The following is a 15,276-nucleotide window of genomic DNA, read 5'->3' as shown; positions in this document are numbered from 1 at the left end:
CGAGCACACGAGCGGATGCCGCGCGGAACGCCATAGACTTTCATCATGGCCCGTCGTTCAGATCCAGGTGCCGCAGCTCCTCGCCGCGGCGCACGGCACGGCCGCCACGGACGCCTCGGACGCAGCGAGGTGCTGCGTCCGCCCCTGGCTCCGCTGAACGGCAGGATCGACCGCTTCGACAGCACCATCGGCGCGGCTGTGGACTTCTTGCGCGGCACCTGGCCGGAGCTGCAGGAGGTGCGCTTCGAGATCGGCGGACTCCCCCGCAACATCGATGATGACGGCATCCCGCGCTGGCACCTCGACCGCGATGAGCGCAGAATCGTGCTGTATCGCATCCCGATCGAACGACTGCTTCCCCCCGGTCACGATGATGACCTGCATCGCCGCATCGCGATCGAGAGCGCTGTTTTCCGGGCGGCCGCCGAATACGTCGGCAAGGAGCCGTGGGATTTCGGGCCCGATCAGGGATAGACCGTGATGGCCGCGCGCTCCGATGCTGCTGGCCATAGCGGCCAGCCGGCCAACTGATTCACATCGGCAAGTGCGACGGCTGCATGCAGCCCGCCGCCGTTCACGGCCAGAGCGTATGTGGTGCTCGCGGTGACATCAATCAGGGTCGAGCCGCCCGCCGCAACGGTGATCTCCGAGCCGGCCTGTCCGTTTGTGGGTGCAAGCGTCGCGGTGACGTCCTCGTCGCCTCGGTTCACCAGATGCAGTCGCGGCGCCGGCCCTGCAGGCACGGCGACAAAAACTTCTCCGGTGATCTCGGGAGCTTGTGTCATCCAGGCAAAATCCGAGCCGGCCGTTACGCCAGTGCTCTGCCAGACGGCTCCCACGAGCGAAGAGTCCGCCTCGACGTTCACGCTGTACACGCCCACATCCAAGCCGTCCAGATTGACCTCGGCGGGGATGGCCGCCTCCAGCGGCACCGTCTTCGTCTGCACGACCTTGGCCCCGGAACGCACGGTGATCGTCGCCGTGGTGGGCTGATCCGCTGCGAGAAGTCGCAGCACCGTGACCGCGGAATCTGCGTTGTCGGCGACAACCTGCACGCCGGAGAATGTCAGATCGGTGCCGGGAACTCCCGCGGTGTCCTGCAGGTCGATGCCTGAGGGGTCGAGGGTGCGGATCAGCGAGGACTGCAGCACTGCTCGCAACGGAGCCCCGGTCGCCGTCACCCGCACGACGGGCTGCTGGAGCCCGGCGGCGACGGATGCCAGGGGCACAGCCAGCTGCGTTCCGGCAGGCACCAGCGTGGTGGTCGTCGTCTGTTCCGATCCGAAGACCGTGAGGGCCGCCGTCGCGGTGACATCGCCCGGGTTCGACAGGATGATCAGGTCGCTGGTACCCGTCTCGACAGTTCCGCCCAACAGCCACGACTCGGTCTGCGGCTCACGGCATGCGCTCGCCGCGAGGCCGGAAAGATCACCGGCTGCGAGCCAGATCGATTCGGCAGCCGCGACCAGCGAGGTTCCCCCCTGCTCGGCGCTGCCGATGAAACGCTGAGGAGCCGCGAACTCCCCGGTCAGATCCGGTACGGCGAGTTCGGATTCGTCACGCGGTCCGTTGCTGTCGACGGTGAGTGCTGGATCGCCCGCTGACGACATCTGCTGCGCATTGTTCGCATCTCGGCCGATCGCACGGAACGATCCGGAACACACCACGGTGGTGTCGCCAGCAGCAGGTCGCACCTGCATCTGTGCTGCCTGGTTAGTCACGCTCGGCCATTCGACGGCGACAGCGGCTGTGACTCCCGCTACGCACGCGACAGCGATAACGGCGCCTGCCACGAGCCTGGCGCTGGTAGCGGCGACACGGATTGGTGGCTTGTGAGTCATCGCTTCTCCTCGGCTGGCTCAAGATCGGCTGGCTCGAGATCGTCATCCGCCCGCTTCGGAAGAATCAGAGGTTCATCGGGTGAACGCCCCACGATCCGTGATTGCGCTCGCGCAGCTCGGCGCGAGGCTCGGGTCGGGATCGACAGCAGTACGGCGCCCAGGAATACGACCAGCTGCAGAATTGTCACGGCCTGCATGGTGCGAGCCTCGGATGCGGTGAGGCCCGGACGCTCAGCGGTGACACTGTCCAAGCGCCACAGCACGCCCTTGTCTGTTTCGCCGACCTTCACGAACCCGGCGCGCTGATCAAGAGCGGTGACAGCGGAGATTCGGAACGCACGTGCGGTGGCGGATTCTTCGCCGGCGACCTGATCGAGAAGGACGAAGTGGATGCCATGGGCTGCGAGCTCGCCGGGAGCATCGAAGGTGCGCTCCGAGAGCAGATCGACCGTGAGGATGCTGATGTCGGTGCCATGCGGTTCGGTGGCGGTGCTCAGCATGGTGGTCTGCGCGCCCAGCGTGTTGCTCGCACCCCAGATCACCTCTGACGCCAGCCCGCCGTCGTTCTGCGGCGTGATGACGAGTGTGGCGATCGCACGGTCGCCGCGCGCCTCGGCGGCGACGTAGGCCGGGAGGGTACTCTCCGGTCCGTTGGTGAGAACTGAGCGTTCGGTGTGCAGCGCGGTCAGCGCCGGCACGGCGCAGAGCGCCAGTGCGAGCCCCGCAATCGTCACCGTGACCACCCGCACACGGGGAAGCGTGATGGCGGTGTCAAGCGTGACGAGCGCACCGCCGACGAGCCCGGCCCAGGCCAGACTCAAGCCTGTTCCCGGCCAGATCGCGACCGCGGTGCCCTGTGCGAAGGAGACGGTCACGCCCACGGCGAGGAATGAGGTCGCGAGACCGATGACGGTGACAGCGAGCAGAGTGATACCAGCACCCCAGCGCGGCGCGATCGCTGAGGCGAGTGCCAGCAGCGCGACCGGCACAAGCAGCAGCGGTGCCCACATCGCAATCGTGGGATCGATGATGCTCATCCACCCGGCAAGATCGGCGGTCGGGAAACCTGTGGCCAGCAGCATCCGTCCGGCGCTGTCCGCGCTCGCTTGACCGCCTGCCCAGATGAGGCCGGGGTCGGCGAAGATCGCCCAGAGATTTCCGTACCGCACCTGCCAGACGACGATCGGCAGGAACAGCACCACGGTGGGAGCCAGCATCCACAGCAGGCGCACGGCTCCATGGAACCATCCATGCGCAAGCACGACGACCAGCGCGATCAGCCAGAGCAGCCCGGCCGCTGGTGCGAGCGCTGGTGCACAGGCGAGAGCTGCAGCGAGGATGATCGACGCTGCGCCCGCCGCACCCCAGGAGCGGTGTGCGACGACGGCCGCATGGAACAGCCACGGCAGGATCAAGTGCAAGAGGACTGCGGCCGGGCGCCCGGTCATGAGAGCGGTGAGGAAGGTCGGCGCGAGCGCCCAGGCGACACCGCCGAAGATGCGCATTCCCGCGCGGTCAGTGATTCGTGTTGCGGCGAACCATCCGCCGAGTACAGCCAGCGGCAGTGCCAGCAGCCACAGCACCACGAGCGCGAAAGACGGTGCTCCGGCCCACAGCGATCCGATGATCGCGATGACTCCGGCGAAAGGATCCGCAGGGCCGATGACGTCGACTCCGAGTCCGCGCGATCCCCACGCAGCATCGCGCCAGAGTGCTGTGACGGTGTCGCGCAGCGGAAGCAGTCCGCCGCCGCCGATGGCAGGCCAAGCAAGCAGAGTTGTGAACGAGGCCACGCTCACCACGAGAGCGCCCAGCACGGCCCAGGCGCCGCCACCGGAGAAGAAATTCAGTTCGCTGACCGCTCCCCCTTCGCTCCCGTGACCGTCGTCGAGATTCCGATGCAGCTGTGCGCGGGTGACACGCAGTGGGGCGATGCTCGACCAGGAGGCGGTTCGGAACGAGCGGATGCGCTGGCGAGACCGCGCCACGGCGCCGAAGCGGACCATCGCGGTGAGCGCTGCTGCCCATTCCGGCAGGACAGCCGCCGGACGCTTGCCGATGAGATGCACGACGGTTCGCCACAGCGCCAGGGGCAACAATGAGAGCCAGTGCAGCGGCACGCTGATGGCGGGAGCGTAGGCGAGCCTGCGGTGCAACTGTGCGAGCCGCGTGACGAACGCGCGTTGCGCTGCGTTCTGCGGGAGCGCTGCCGGGCCGTCAGGATGCACGGAGATCCGCGCGTTCGGGGCGAGGACGACGCGCCCACCACCCAGCCGCGCACGGATACCGAGGTCCAGGCCTTCGTCGGCCCCGGCGAGAGCGGGATCAGGACGAAGCGGGTCGCGCACTTCGCTGCGGATCAGGATGCCCCGGATGTCCGAGCCGAGCGCGTCGTCGCGTCCGTCGTGCTGGCCCTGGTCGAGTTCGCCGGCGGCGAGTTCGACTGATCGGCCAAGCGAGGTCATGGTGACGCCGAGGGAGACGATCTCGCGATCGTTGTCGACATCGACGAGCTTGGGAGCGGCGATGGCCGCCGATGGTGAGCGCTCGAGCGCTCCGCTGAGCTGCGCCAGCGCCTGCGGGTGCGGTGCCGTGTCGTGTGCGAGCAACCAGATAGCGGAGCCCTGCGCCACCCGGGGTCGAGCCAAATCGATGGCCTCAGCGAACGAGGTGCTGCTGCGTGCTTCGATGATGCCTTCGATGACACGAGCGATCGCTTCGCTGTCTCGGGCGGACGAGGCGTCTCCGCACACGACGAGCGTCACGGCGTCCGCCGCACGAGTCTGGAGACTCAGGGCGTCAAGAGTACGCAGGAGCTGTGCGCGGGAGGAAGATCCGGGCCGCGCGACGATGATGGCATGAACTCGGGTTGGCATGGCTTGGCCAGCCTAAGCGCTGCATTCTCAGGCGACTGCCACCGCGGTCGGCGCGCCTGCGAAGCTATGACAGCTCAGCCGGCGCTGCGCTTGAGCTTGCGGCGTTCGCGCTCGCTGAGCCCACCCCAGATACCGAAGCGCTCGTCGTTGTTCAGCGCGTACTGCAGGCATTCGCCACTCACATCGCACGAGGAGCAGATGCGCTTCGCGTCGCGAGTCGAACCGCCCTTTTCCGGGAAGAACGCCTCTGGATCGGTCTGCGAGCAGAGCGCGTCGGTCTGCCAGGAGAGCGCTGTGTCATCGTCGGCGTCAACACGCCTGACCCCGGGAACCCCGAGATTGACCGGATCTACAAACCAGTTCTCGGGAACGTCGGAACGGTAACCCGTCATATCGTTCTCCTTGCCCTTACGGATGCCCCCCACCGGGCCGTGCACAACTAATTACACCCGTGTCATTCGCTCCGGTCAAGTCGCAGATAGTAAACCCTCAATCGACCATTGAAGGTTCACGGCGTGTCTACGGCGTGTCGCGGTGCACCGCAGAGTATCTGGGATCTCAGGCGAAGTGGACGCGCGGTTGCGGGTGGTCGATGAACGCCCTGCCGCGCGGACTCGTCCATTCGATTCGCCCACCGGACAGCTGTCGCGCCGCCCACCGGTACTCGGGGTCGATATCCGGATGTTTCAAAGAATGATGCCGTCGGCACAGATGACTGAGATTCTCGCAGGCTGTCGCCCCACCCCGGCTGTGCTCATCGTTGTGGTCGAGGTCGCATCGCAGCACCGAGGACGCACAGCCGGGAAAACGGCAGCGTCCATCGCGCGCACGCAGATATCGGCGCATCTCGGCTGTTGGTCGGTACCGATCGGTCGCTGTGACCATTCCGGAGTACTCGTCGAGATAAAGACGATCCCATCCGGGTGCGAACCCGGCAATCTCACGGGCGATTCGGGCGTCGACAGGTCCGCATCCGAGCAATTCGGCTGGAGCATCCGACGCTCCGGCGAGAACCGCCGCAGAAAGCGTCACCTGGACATGCCCGCGAATCGCCGCCGCACCATCTGCGGATACTGTTTCTGCGGCGGCTGCCAGCAGGAGGTCCATCACGACATCCGCCCGCGCTTGATCCATCGTGCGCGGATCGTCATTCGGTGCGGACGCGCCGTAGTCGCCATCGACGTCCTGCACATCCTGCTCGGAGATCAACGCATCGTCTTCACCCGTTGCCGGCTCTGTCTCGCCGTCACCGAGCACAGGGCGTACCTCGGACGAGTGCGGATCCCGTGCGAGCCGAGCGAGTCTGGAGGCCCGATCCAGCGCCGCATGAGCGAGCACCGAAGAGGTCAGGATGTGGACCTCAGCCGAACCGTCGTCGAAGTCGTCGATCCAGATTTTCCGGTCTTCGTGCGCCTTCTTCCGGCGGTCGGCAGCACTCACCCCACCATGCTTGGCCGCCAGCATCCGCGCCACCGATCTGACCCGATTCGGGCTCTCCCCTGAGGCGTAGTCGACCGCGGCGAGCTCATAGGCGAAACGATCTGCCTGATCGGAGATCTGCGCACCCGCATCAGTGATGATGCGCGCATGTGTCGGGCTGATCTGCGCATTCTGCAGGGCCTGGAAGGTGACAGGAAAACTCGTCACCAGCGTGTACGCGTTCCACATCGACGATTCCATCGTGCGCGAGGAGATACGACCGGCGGAGCTGAACTCCGCAATCACCGAGCGGACGGGAATGTCTTTGACGTCACTGGGCCCAGTCCGCTGCTCACGCTCGCCTAGCGCGTCAGAGAAGGCCTCGCTGAGCAGCTCGGCCTCCCGCGCATGCAGCCGCGCCTTGTCAGCCTGCAACTCTTGCCACTCGGACATGCGCGACGACGACGCCTGTGGCGGTGTCGGAGCTGTCAACGTTGGCATGCATCCAGTATAGAACAAATGTTCTAATCTGGTCAAGAGTCGGAGCGACTCAGGGCATGGTGATTCCCGGCATGGCGATGAAGGCCTCGCCCGTGCCGGTGAGGGTGAGCGACTTCTCGTCGGCTGTGGCGAACACGGCCGCGCCGACGGGAATGGTCATCTCCTGATCGATACCGGAAACCGAGACATCTCCCCCGGTCGAGAGCACCATCGCCGGTCCGGCAACGTCTACGGCGACCGGTTCGCCGGACAGGGTCACACGCCGCAGGGCGAAGTCCGAGACATCGACCGGATAGGCAGTCACCGCATCGCCCGCCATCGGCGTCATCACCGGGACCTTCGCCGGCGACGTGTCGAGGACTGACAGCAGTTCGGGCACATCGATGTGTTTGGGCGTCAGGCCCCCGCGCAGCACGTTGTCGCTGGCCGCCATGATCTCCACGCCGAGCCCGGAGACGTACGCGTGCAGAAGACCGGCACGCAGGAAGATGCCCTCGCCTCGTCGGAGCACGATGAAGTTCATCAGAAGTGCGACAACAACCCCAGGGTCCCCCGGGTTCCGCTCCGCGATGGTGCGGGCGTTGGCCAATTCGGCGTCGAATTCTTCGGAGGATGCTTCGGCGAGCGCGGCGATGATGTCGTCGACCTCAGACTGCGCTGTACCGGAAAGCAGCCAGCCGATGGCATCCCCGAGCACATCTCCGTCTGCGCTGAGCCTCTCCCGAAGAGCAACAGCTCCGACCGACGAGCCCAGCGAGTCCAGCAGACGCACGGTGTCCGCCACGGGGCGCAGCCCTCCGAGCGCCTCGAACCGCTCGCTGAGCGCGACGATGAGCTCGGGCTTGTGGTTGTCATCTCGGTAGTTTCGTGACGGGTCATCTGCCGCAAGACCTGCTTCGCGCGCCCATCCCGCACGCGCCTGCGCGATCGTCGGGTGCGCCTGAATCGACAGCGGATCGGCCGCAGCGAGCAGCTTCAGCAGATACGGCAGCGTCCCACCGGTAACAGCATCCAGAGTCGTACCGTCAGAGACGTCAGCGGGGTCACCGGGGTGATCTCCGAACCATACCTCGGCCTCCGGCGCTCCGGTGGGCTCGCGGCCTTCCAGCGTCGCGAGAAGGGACGTCGATCCCCAGGCATAGTCACGGGGCTCGTTGGACAGGCTCAGCAGCATGGCTCCAGCGTAGCGATCCCGTCGTGGCACAGCGATCTGCGGGCCGGTCGCGGTAGCCTGAATCCGATGGCGCAGTACACGAAGCATCCCGTGACAGCCCCGCCCACCGCGCCGGAGCGCGAGTCGACGGGGCAGCTACTGCTGCGCGCCTACGCAATCCTCGCGTTCATCGTCGCTTTTGCGCACACCGCTCTGTACAACCTGGTCGGCATGAACGGCGCGGGCATCGTCATGATCGTGCTGACGCTGGCCGCCGTCGCTATCGGCGTGCCGATGATCACCCGGGCGAAGCCGCACGCCTTCGCCTGGCGCCGGCTTCCCTGGTCGGCTCTCGGCTACGTCGTGTTCGCACTGCTGTCGTTGGCCTGGTCGCAGTGGCGCGGGCCGACGATCATCACCTGGCTCCTGCTCGCCGCGATCACTGTGAACGCTCTGCTCATCGCCCATGCCTTCAGCTGGCATGAGATCGTGCGCACGCTGGCATCCGCCTTCAAGTGGATCCTCGGGCTTTCCGTCGTTCTCGAACTCTGGGTGTCACTGGTGCTGCAGCACCCCCTGCTGCCCAACTTCCTCACACTTCCTGATGGCGACATCGACCCGCACTGGTACTGGGTGCGCGACAACTTCCTCGATGGCGGTCGCATCCAGGGCCTCGTCGGCAACTCGAACGTACTGGCCATCATCTGCCTGTTCGCGATCGTCACCTTCGGCGTTCGGTTCGCGCTGCGTGAGCGCTGGAGCACGACACTCGCTCTCTGGATGCTGCTCGCGGCATACCTGCTGCTGCGCGCAGGATCGGCCACGACCTATGTGTGCGCGATCGCCGCGGCCGTCGTGGTCGCGATCATGCTTCTCATCCGTCGCACGCGCACTCCCGGTGGCCGCACCCGCATCTACGTGATCTGCACGGCAAGTGCCGCCGTCGTGATCGCAGCGCTGATCGTATTCCGCAAGCCGCTCCTCGAGGCGCTGGGCCGCAGCGCCGACCTCACCGGCCGCACCGATCTCATCTGGACCACGGTGCTCGAACGGGCCGCCGCCCACCCCGTTTTCGGCAACGGGTTCTCCAGCCCGTGGATACCGACTGACCCGTCATTCGACGGCTGGATTGTGGACCACAACATCACCGTCTTTCATGCGCACAACATGTGGCTCGACGTGCTGATGCAGCTCGGTGTTGTGGGCGTCGTGCTGATGGCGGCCGCCTATCTGGGGCTGCTCTGGCGCGCATGGTTCTTCGCCATCGACCGGCCGCGATGGGATCTGCGCGCCGATCGCCCCTACTCGCCGCTCACGCTCCTGCCCCTGCTGTTCACCGTCATCCTGCTCGTTCAGGGGCTGGCGGAGTCGACGCCGATCATGCTCTGGGGCTGGCTGCTGCTGATGCTGTTCTCCTTCAAGGTCAAGTCGGTCCCTCTGGTTGGTGTGGGCCTCAGCGAACAAGCCCGTGTCACCGAACGCGGCCAGACCGCACGGCGCATTCCGTGACCACCTCCGAGGCTCGACTGAGCCGACTGCTCGGCTCCGTCGAGATGGCTCGTGCCTATACGATCGCCGCGCTGAGCGCGACGTTCGGATCGTTCCTGATCGAGCGGATGACCTCGATGACGACCCTCGCGACGATAACGCTGCTGCTGGGCGTTCTGGGCGCGGCGATCCTGTTCGTCCGGCGAGAAGAGCTCTCACTGCTTCGGCTGGCGCCGTCATCGCTGCTGGCATTTCTCGCCCTCGGCCTGATCAGCGTCTTTTGGACCACCGACCGTTCAGACACGCTGGTGGGCTGGCTGTGGCTGTTCGGTTACGCAGTCATGGCCATCACGATCGGTCATATCCGCGACACCCTGCAGACCATGCGAGCTCTCGGCGATACGCTGCGCGTGCTGCTCGTGTTGTCGCTCGGACTTGAAATCCTCTCCGGCATCCTCATCGATCTTCCGATCGCCTTCCTCGACATCGACGGAAACCTGGCGATGGGCGGTCCGATTCAGGGAATCTTCGGCACCCGCAACATGCTCGGTTTCGTGGCGGTGATCGCGTTGATCACCTTCTTCATCGAATGGCGCACGCAATCAGTCGCCGCCCCGATCGCCATTCCTTCGATCGCCCTGGGCGCTTTTTTGGCTCTGCTCTCAGCGTCGCCGACTGTGCTCGTGCTCGCCGTCGCCGTCGCCGTCGCGACCTCAGCGCTCACGATCGTGCGGCATACTCCGCCTGGCCGCCGCAATATCGTGCAGTGGATGCTGGGGGCACTGGTGGCTGCGGCACTGATCGTTGCCTTCGCATTCCGGCATCCGATCATCGCTTGGATGGGGGCAGGGTCGGATTTCTCGACCCGCGCCGACCTCTGGAATCAGATTCTCGACTTCGTTGCGATCAGACCGTTCCAGGGCTGGGGCTGGTTCGGCTCGTGGCAGCGCGGCGAGTACCCGTTCACGTACATCAACTATCTGCTGGATGATCGCCATCAGAGCGCGCTCAACGCGTTCTTCGACATCCTGCTGCAGTTGGGCGTGGCCGGTCTCCTCCTGTTTTTGATTCTCGGATGTGTGGCGCTGATCCGCTCGTGGCTGGTAGCGAGTGCGCGCCGATCAGTGCTTTACGCGTGGACCCCGCTGGTGCTGGTGACGCTCGCGGTGGACTCGATGTTCGAAAGCTTCACGATCGTTGGCGCCGGCTGGTTCATGCTCGTGCTGTGCGCGTTGCGCGCGGGGCAATCACGGTCCTGGCGCGAGAACATCGACGCGGCGAACACCGGCGTCATCCCGACGTTGCGACCGAGCGAATAGGCCTGATGCTCAGCTCGCGTCGAGCGTCTTGAGCTTCTCGGCCCAGGCCAGAGCGTCGCGCACACCGTCGTCGACGGAACGCTGCGCCTTCCAATCCAGGGCGGCGGCGGCGCGATCGACGATCGCGAAGGCGCCAGCTTGATCGCCGGGGCGGCGCTCGACCTCGACGACAGGAAGAGGGTGCTGGGTGACGCGTTCGAACGCGGCCACCAGTTCACGCACGGTCACGCCATCACCGGTGCCGATGTTGAGTACCTGATAGGGATCGGATACTGTCGCCACCTCATCGAAGCGTTGCACCGCTGCGACGTGCGCCAGAGCGAGATCCCAGACGTGGATGTAGTCGCGCAGGCCGGAGCCATCGCGGGTCGCCCAGTCGGTGCCGGTGATGGTGAACGGCTCCCCCGCGGCGCGAGCCTGCATGATCTTGCCGAGCGCGTGCGATGGGGTGGGATTCTGCAGACCGGTGCGCAGGCGCGGGTCCGCGCCGATCGGGTTGAAGTACCGCAACGCGATCGCTCGCAGGTCGCCGGCGAGCGCAGCATCCGAAAGCACACTCTCGACCATGGCCTTGGTCATGGCATAGGGACTGGACGGCGCCAACGGCGCATTCTCGTCGACGCCTTCGCCACCCTCACCGAAGTAGACGGCAGCCGATGAGCTGAACACGATGCGGCTAATGCCCGCCTCTCGCAGATTGCGCAGCAGGATGATGGTCTTGCCGACATTCGTGTCGTAGTACCCGAGCGGGTCGGCAACCGATTCGGGCACAACGATGCGCGCCGCGCAGTGCACGACGACGTCGATGTCGGGGTGATCGGCGCAGATGCGGGTGAGAAGCTCAGCATCCGCGATGTCGCCGACGTAAAGGTTACGGTCCTCGCCGAAGTCACGGCGACCGGTGGACAGGTCATCGAGAATGACCGTCTCCACGCCTGCTTCCAAGCACGCCGTTGCGATCGTCGAACCGATGTATCCGGCACCGCCGGTGATCAGAGCCTTCATCGCGCCTATCGTAGTCTGCCGACCGGTCCCGACGTCCAGGGCGCGCTCTCCAGGGATCCTCAAGCGCAGAAGGTAGGCTACTCGGTGCCCGCTGAATCCAGCTTGCGCCCATGAGGGCGGGGCGAAGCAATCTCGGAGATCTCTCACGTGACCCACGTCTTGCAGAACGTTGTATTCCCGCTCGATCGCGACCCGGACCTTCTGCCGCTGTACGCCGATCCTGAGACGTGGTCGGTCATCGGCGAGGAGCCAGTCCGCGTCTCCAACCGCGCTCACCTCGGCAACATTCTGGGCCGAAACAGCGCGCGAATCGTATCGGGGCGCCGGGTATCCCTCGGCACCTACTTCAACGCTTTCCCCGCTTCTTACTGGCAGCACTGGACGAGCATTCGCCAGGTGCGACTCACAGTGCGAACCGCGGGACCTGCGACCGTCCTCGTCTACCGATCGAACGGATCGGGTGTGCGCCAGCGCGTCGACACCCGTGAGGTTGTCGGCAACGCCAGCACGCACTTCGATCTTGATTTGAACCAGTACAGCGATGGCGGCTGGCTCTGGTTCGACGTCGTCGCCGACGAGAAGAGCGCCGTACTCGAGGGCGCCGAGTGGACGACAGAGCAGGAGCCGGCCCGAGCTGGCAAGGCGTCGTTGGGGATCACCACCTACAACAAGCCCGACTACTGCGTCGAAACGCTGGAGGCGCTTGCTGCTGCCCCCGATGCACTCGAGCTCGTCGATCGGATCTTCCTCATCGATCAAGGTACTCAGCTGGTCTCCGAGCAGAGCGGCTATGCCGAAGTCGCCGAGGCGCTCGGCGAGACGCTTGAGATCATCCGTCAGCCCAATCTTGGTGGATCCGGCGGCTTCGCCCGTGCCATGCATGAGACGCTGCAGCGCCCGGAGAGCGACTTCGTCCAGTTGCTCGATGACGATGTACGTCTGGAGCCCGAATCGCTGCGTCGATCGATCGTGTTCGGCCAGTATGCGACTAATCCAGTACTCGTCGGCGGACACATGTTCGACCTGCTCGATCGCCCGAAGCTGCACGGCTGGGCCGAGGTCGTCGACGATGCACCATTCATGTGGCGCAACCTCTATCAGGAGAAGCTGCCGCACGATTTCGGTGTCGCGAACCTGCGCCAGTCGCCGCTGCTTCATATGCGCATGGACGCCGACTACAACGGCTGGTGGATGTGTCTGATCCCCCTCGACGCGATCCGCAAAGTCGGGTTGTCTCTTCCGGCTTTCATCAAGTGGGATGACGCGGAGTTCTGCCTGCGTGCCGGAGCCGCAGGCTTCCCAACCGTCTCGATGCCGGGTGTCGCGCTGTGGCACGTGTCGTGGGTGAACAAAGACGACTCCATCGACTGGCAGGCATACTTCCATGCCCGCAACCGAATCGTCGCGGGCCTCCTGCACTCACAGTCTTCGCACGGCGGACGTCTCATCACGCACAGCCGTCGAGTCGACCTGAAACATCTGATGATGATGCAGTACTACCCGGTGGCGTTGCGCGCGCAGGCTCTGCGCGACGTGCTTTCGGGCCCCGATCACATGCGTGCGAACCTGGCCACGGCGATGCCCGCAGCACGCGCTCTTGCGGCCGATTATGCCGAGACGACAGTTCATCGCGACCCTTCGACCGTGTTGCATTCGCGGCACGGCCGCCAGGTCTACAAGATGCAGGCGAAGAACAATTTCGACAACCCCACCGGTATGAAACTGCGGATCTTCACGCTGAGAACACTGGTGTCCCACTGGCTGCACAATCCGAATCCTGTCAATATCGTCCAACCTGAGGTCGAGTTCGGCAAGGAGGACGCGCACTGGTGGCGCTTGCCTGCCTTCGACAGCGCCCTCGTGAGCACTGCCGACGGCTCAGGAAAGAACATCTACACGCGCGACCGGAAGAAGTACCGCCGGATGCTGCGTGAAACAATCCGCCTGCACGCTGAGCTGAAGCGTCGCTGGCCCGAGCTGCAGAAGCAGTACCAGCGGGCGCTTCCTGAGCTCGTGTCCCCCCAGTCCTGGCAGCAGATCTTCGAGGAGAAGGCATGACCGCGGCGCCTGCTGCATTCGACCCAGCGGCGGCGACGATCGTCATCGTGACGTACAACCGTTCGCATTTGCTCAAGGGACTGCTCGAGAGCATCACCGTGATGGATCCGAAGCCCGGCCACGTCGTGATCATCGACAATGCCTCGGCGGATGACACGACCGAGGTAGTCGAATCGTTCCGCGACTCGATCGGCACCGAGATCGTCTATCGCAAGCTCGAGACGAACACCGGCGGGTCCGGTGGCTTCAGTGAGGGCATGCGCACCGCGTACGAGCTCGGCAGCGAGTGGATCTGGATGATGGATGACGATGTCGAAGTCATCCCTGACGGTCTGGCGAGGATGGGATCGTGGGCTCCGCGGTTCAAGAGCATCCAGGGCCGTCGGTACGACTACGACGGCAGCGAGTTCTACTGGCAATACCGGATCGCTGAGCGGATGGGAATTCCGATCCCGTTCGCACCGGCCGGGTTCGATGCATCCGGTTTCAAGGAGATGAACAGCGGATGCTTCGAGGGCATGTTCATCCACCGCTCGATCGTCGAACAGATCGGGTTGCCGGATCCGCGCTTCTTCATCTATTGGGATGACCAGATGTACGGGTGGCTGGCCTCGCGTCTAACGACCGCTGTGATCGTCAACGAATTCGTGCTGCGCCGCACCCGCGAGATCAAGCAGTGGGACATGGGCGTGCGACACATGAATGCTTCCAGCAACGCCTATCGGTACTACATCATGCGCAACCGCGCCTTCATCAAGCACTACTACCGTGTGCACGAGAACTACAACCCGGTGTTGTTCGGCCTCGGGACGACGGCGACGTTCTTCAAGGAGATCATTCGCCTGTTCTTCGTGGAGCGCACCGTGCGCGGGACGAGCAACCTGTTCCGCGGCATCCGCGATGGTGGCAAGATCGGTCGCGACCGCACTTGGCAGCCTATGCCCGCATTGGAGAAGTGATGAGCAACGAGCACCAGCCCGAGGCCGTGTGGGTGTTCCCCGAGGAGAAGAAGAGCAACAAGGGCGCTGTCTGGCTCATCGTCATCCTCTCGATCCTCGCGGTGACGATCGTCGGCCTGCTGCTGTTCTTCCTGTTGCCACCCGCAGGCGATACGGAGCCGACTCCCAGCCCGAGCGCTTCCGACAGCGCTTCAGCGACGCCCACTCCGACGCGCACTCCGACGCCGACCGCGACGCCGACGCTCTCGCCGAGCGCGACGCCCACACCGGTGCCGTCGCCGTCCACTGTTCCAACGGATGCCCCGAATCCCACCGAGCCGCCGGCGCCGAACCAGGATCATGACGCCTTCGCGGCAGCAGTCGCTCCCCGGCTGAACGACGCGTCCACTGGGCTCGGTGTCATCGCCGAAGGCGACCCGGATGCGGCTGGGATCGTCGGCAACCTGCAGCAGGATGCCGGTCGCCTCTCCGACACTGCGGCTCCGAACGACATCGAGGGCGCCTGGGCGGATGCGGTGACGCAGTACAGCGCACGGCTCGCCGAGTTGCGTGCAGCATACGACAACGGCACTGATCCGCAGCAGGCTGTGGATGCCGCCTCAGCAGCCCTGCAGAACGTTCGTGCCGTAGCCGGCATCTAATGCTTGCGAGTGGGCG

General features: G+C 65.1%; 12 protein-coding genes. 6 read left to right on the top strand and 6 right to left on the bottom strand.

Annotated elements, in window-relative coordinates:
• The first annotated feature begins 45 nt into the window (after positions 1–45).
• On the top strand, positions 46–474 hold the full coding sequence (locus ACW5CM_RS04315; RefSeq protein WP_438253534.1) for a hypothetical protein: 429 nt from the start codon (positions 46–48) through the stop codon (positions 472–474).
• Here the strand turns inward: ACW5CM_RS04315 and ACW5CM_RS04310 are convergent.
• The 5 genes from ACW5CM_RS04310 to manA all read right to left on the bottom strand — a co-directional run bounded on the left by ACW5CM_RS04310 (position 465) and on the right by manA (position 7,811).
• Complete coding sequence (locus tag ACW5CM_RS04310) at positions 465–1,841, bottom strand: DUF5719 family protein (protein ID WP_457124271.1); 1,377 nt, start codon at positions 1,839–1,841, stop codon at positions 465–467. The genes ACW5CM_RS04315 and ACW5CM_RS04310 overlap by 10 nt on opposite strands.
• Positions 1,838–4,717 carry a glycosyltransferase gene (locus ACW5CM_RS04305; RefSeq protein ID WP_457124270.1) on the bottom strand — a complete coding sequence of 960 codons (2,880 nt, stop codon included), beginning with the start codon at positions 4,715–4,717 and terminating at the stop codon, positions 1,838–1,840. Before ACW5CM_RS04305 ends, ACW5CM_RS04310 begins: the two co-directional genes overlap by 4 nt.
• 74 nt (positions 4,718–4,791) lie before the next feature.
• Positions 4,792–5,109 (bottom strand): WhiB family transcriptional regulator, encoded by a 318-nt coding sequence (locus ACW5CM_RS04300; RefSeq protein ID WP_438253531.1) that lies wholly within the window; start codon positions 5,107–5,109, stop codon positions 4,792–4,794.
• 166 nt (positions 5,110–5,275) lie between these two features.
• Complete coding sequence (locus ACW5CM_RS04295) at positions 5,276–6,637, bottom strand: HNH endonuclease signature motif containing protein (protein WP_457124269.1); 1,362 nt, start codon at positions 6,635–6,637, stop codon at positions 5,276–5,278.
• Positions 6,638–6,686: 49 nt separating this feature from the next.
• Positions 6,687–7,811 (bottom strand): mannose-6-phosphate isomerase, class I, encoded by a 1,125-nt coding sequence (gene manA, locus ACW5CM_RS04290; protein WP_438253707.1) that lies wholly within the window; start codon positions 7,809–7,811, stop codon positions 6,687–6,689.
• Positions 7,812–7,877: 66 nt separating this feature from the next.
• Here manA and ACW5CM_RS04285 point away from each other — a divergent pair, with 66 nt between their 5' ends.
• Positions 7,878–9,299: an O-antigen ligase family protein gene (locus ACW5CM_RS04285; protein ID WP_457124268.1), complete on the top strand. Its 1,422-nt coding sequence runs from the start codon at positions 7,878–7,880 to the stop codon at positions 9,297–9,299.
• The gene (locus ACW5CM_RS04280; RefSeq protein WP_439254856.1) at positions 9,296–10,597 is read left to right on the top strand and encodes an O-antigen ligase family protein; all 1,302 of its coding nucleotides are present in this window, start codon (positions 9,296–9,298) and stop codon (positions 10,595–10,597) included. Before ACW5CM_RS04285 ends, ACW5CM_RS04280 begins: the two co-directional genes overlap by 4 nt.
• Positions 10,598–10,606: 9 nt before the next feature.
• Here ACW5CM_RS04280 and galE read toward each other — a convergent pair whose 3' ends face one another.
• On the bottom strand, positions 10,607–11,602 hold the full coding sequence (gene galE, locus ACW5CM_RS04275) for a UDP-glucose 4-epimerase GalE (RefSeq protein ID WP_457124267.1): 996 nt from the start codon (positions 11,600–11,602) through the stop codon (positions 10,607–10,609).
• A gap of 147 nt (positions 11,603–11,749) precedes the next feature.
• Between galE and ACW5CM_RS04270 the strand changes: the two genes are divergently transcribed.
• Genes ACW5CM_RS04270 through ACW5CM_RS04260 form a run of 3 tightly spaced genes read left to right on the top strand, consistent with a single transcriptional unit; the run spans position 11,750 to position 15,260 of the window.
• Positions 11,750–13,660 (top strand): glycosyltransferase, encoded by a 1,911-nt coding sequence (locus ACW5CM_RS04270; RefSeq protein WP_439254858.1) that lies wholly within the window; start codon positions 11,750–11,752, stop codon positions 13,658–13,660.
• Positions 13,657–14,619 carry a glycosyltransferase gene (locus tag ACW5CM_RS04265; protein WP_457124266.1) on the top strand — a complete coding sequence of 321 codons (963 nt, stop codon included), beginning with the start codon at positions 13,657–13,659 and terminating at the stop codon, positions 14,617–14,619. The genes ACW5CM_RS04270 and ACW5CM_RS04265 overlap by 4 nt, the downstream gene beginning before the upstream one ends.
• On the top strand, positions 14,619–15,260 hold the full coding sequence (locus ACW5CM_RS04260; protein ID WP_457124265.1) for a hypothetical protein: 642 nt from the start codon (positions 14,619–14,621) through the stop codon (positions 15,258–15,260). Before ACW5CM_RS04265 ends, ACW5CM_RS04260 begins: the two co-directional genes overlap by 1 nt.
• Positions 15,261–15,276 lie beyond the last annotated feature (16 nt).

Source organism: Microbacterium wangyouchuni, assembly GCF_054072595.1.
Note: the sequence above shows the minus strand (reverse complement) of the source record. Positions and strands in the feature narration are given on the sequence as shown.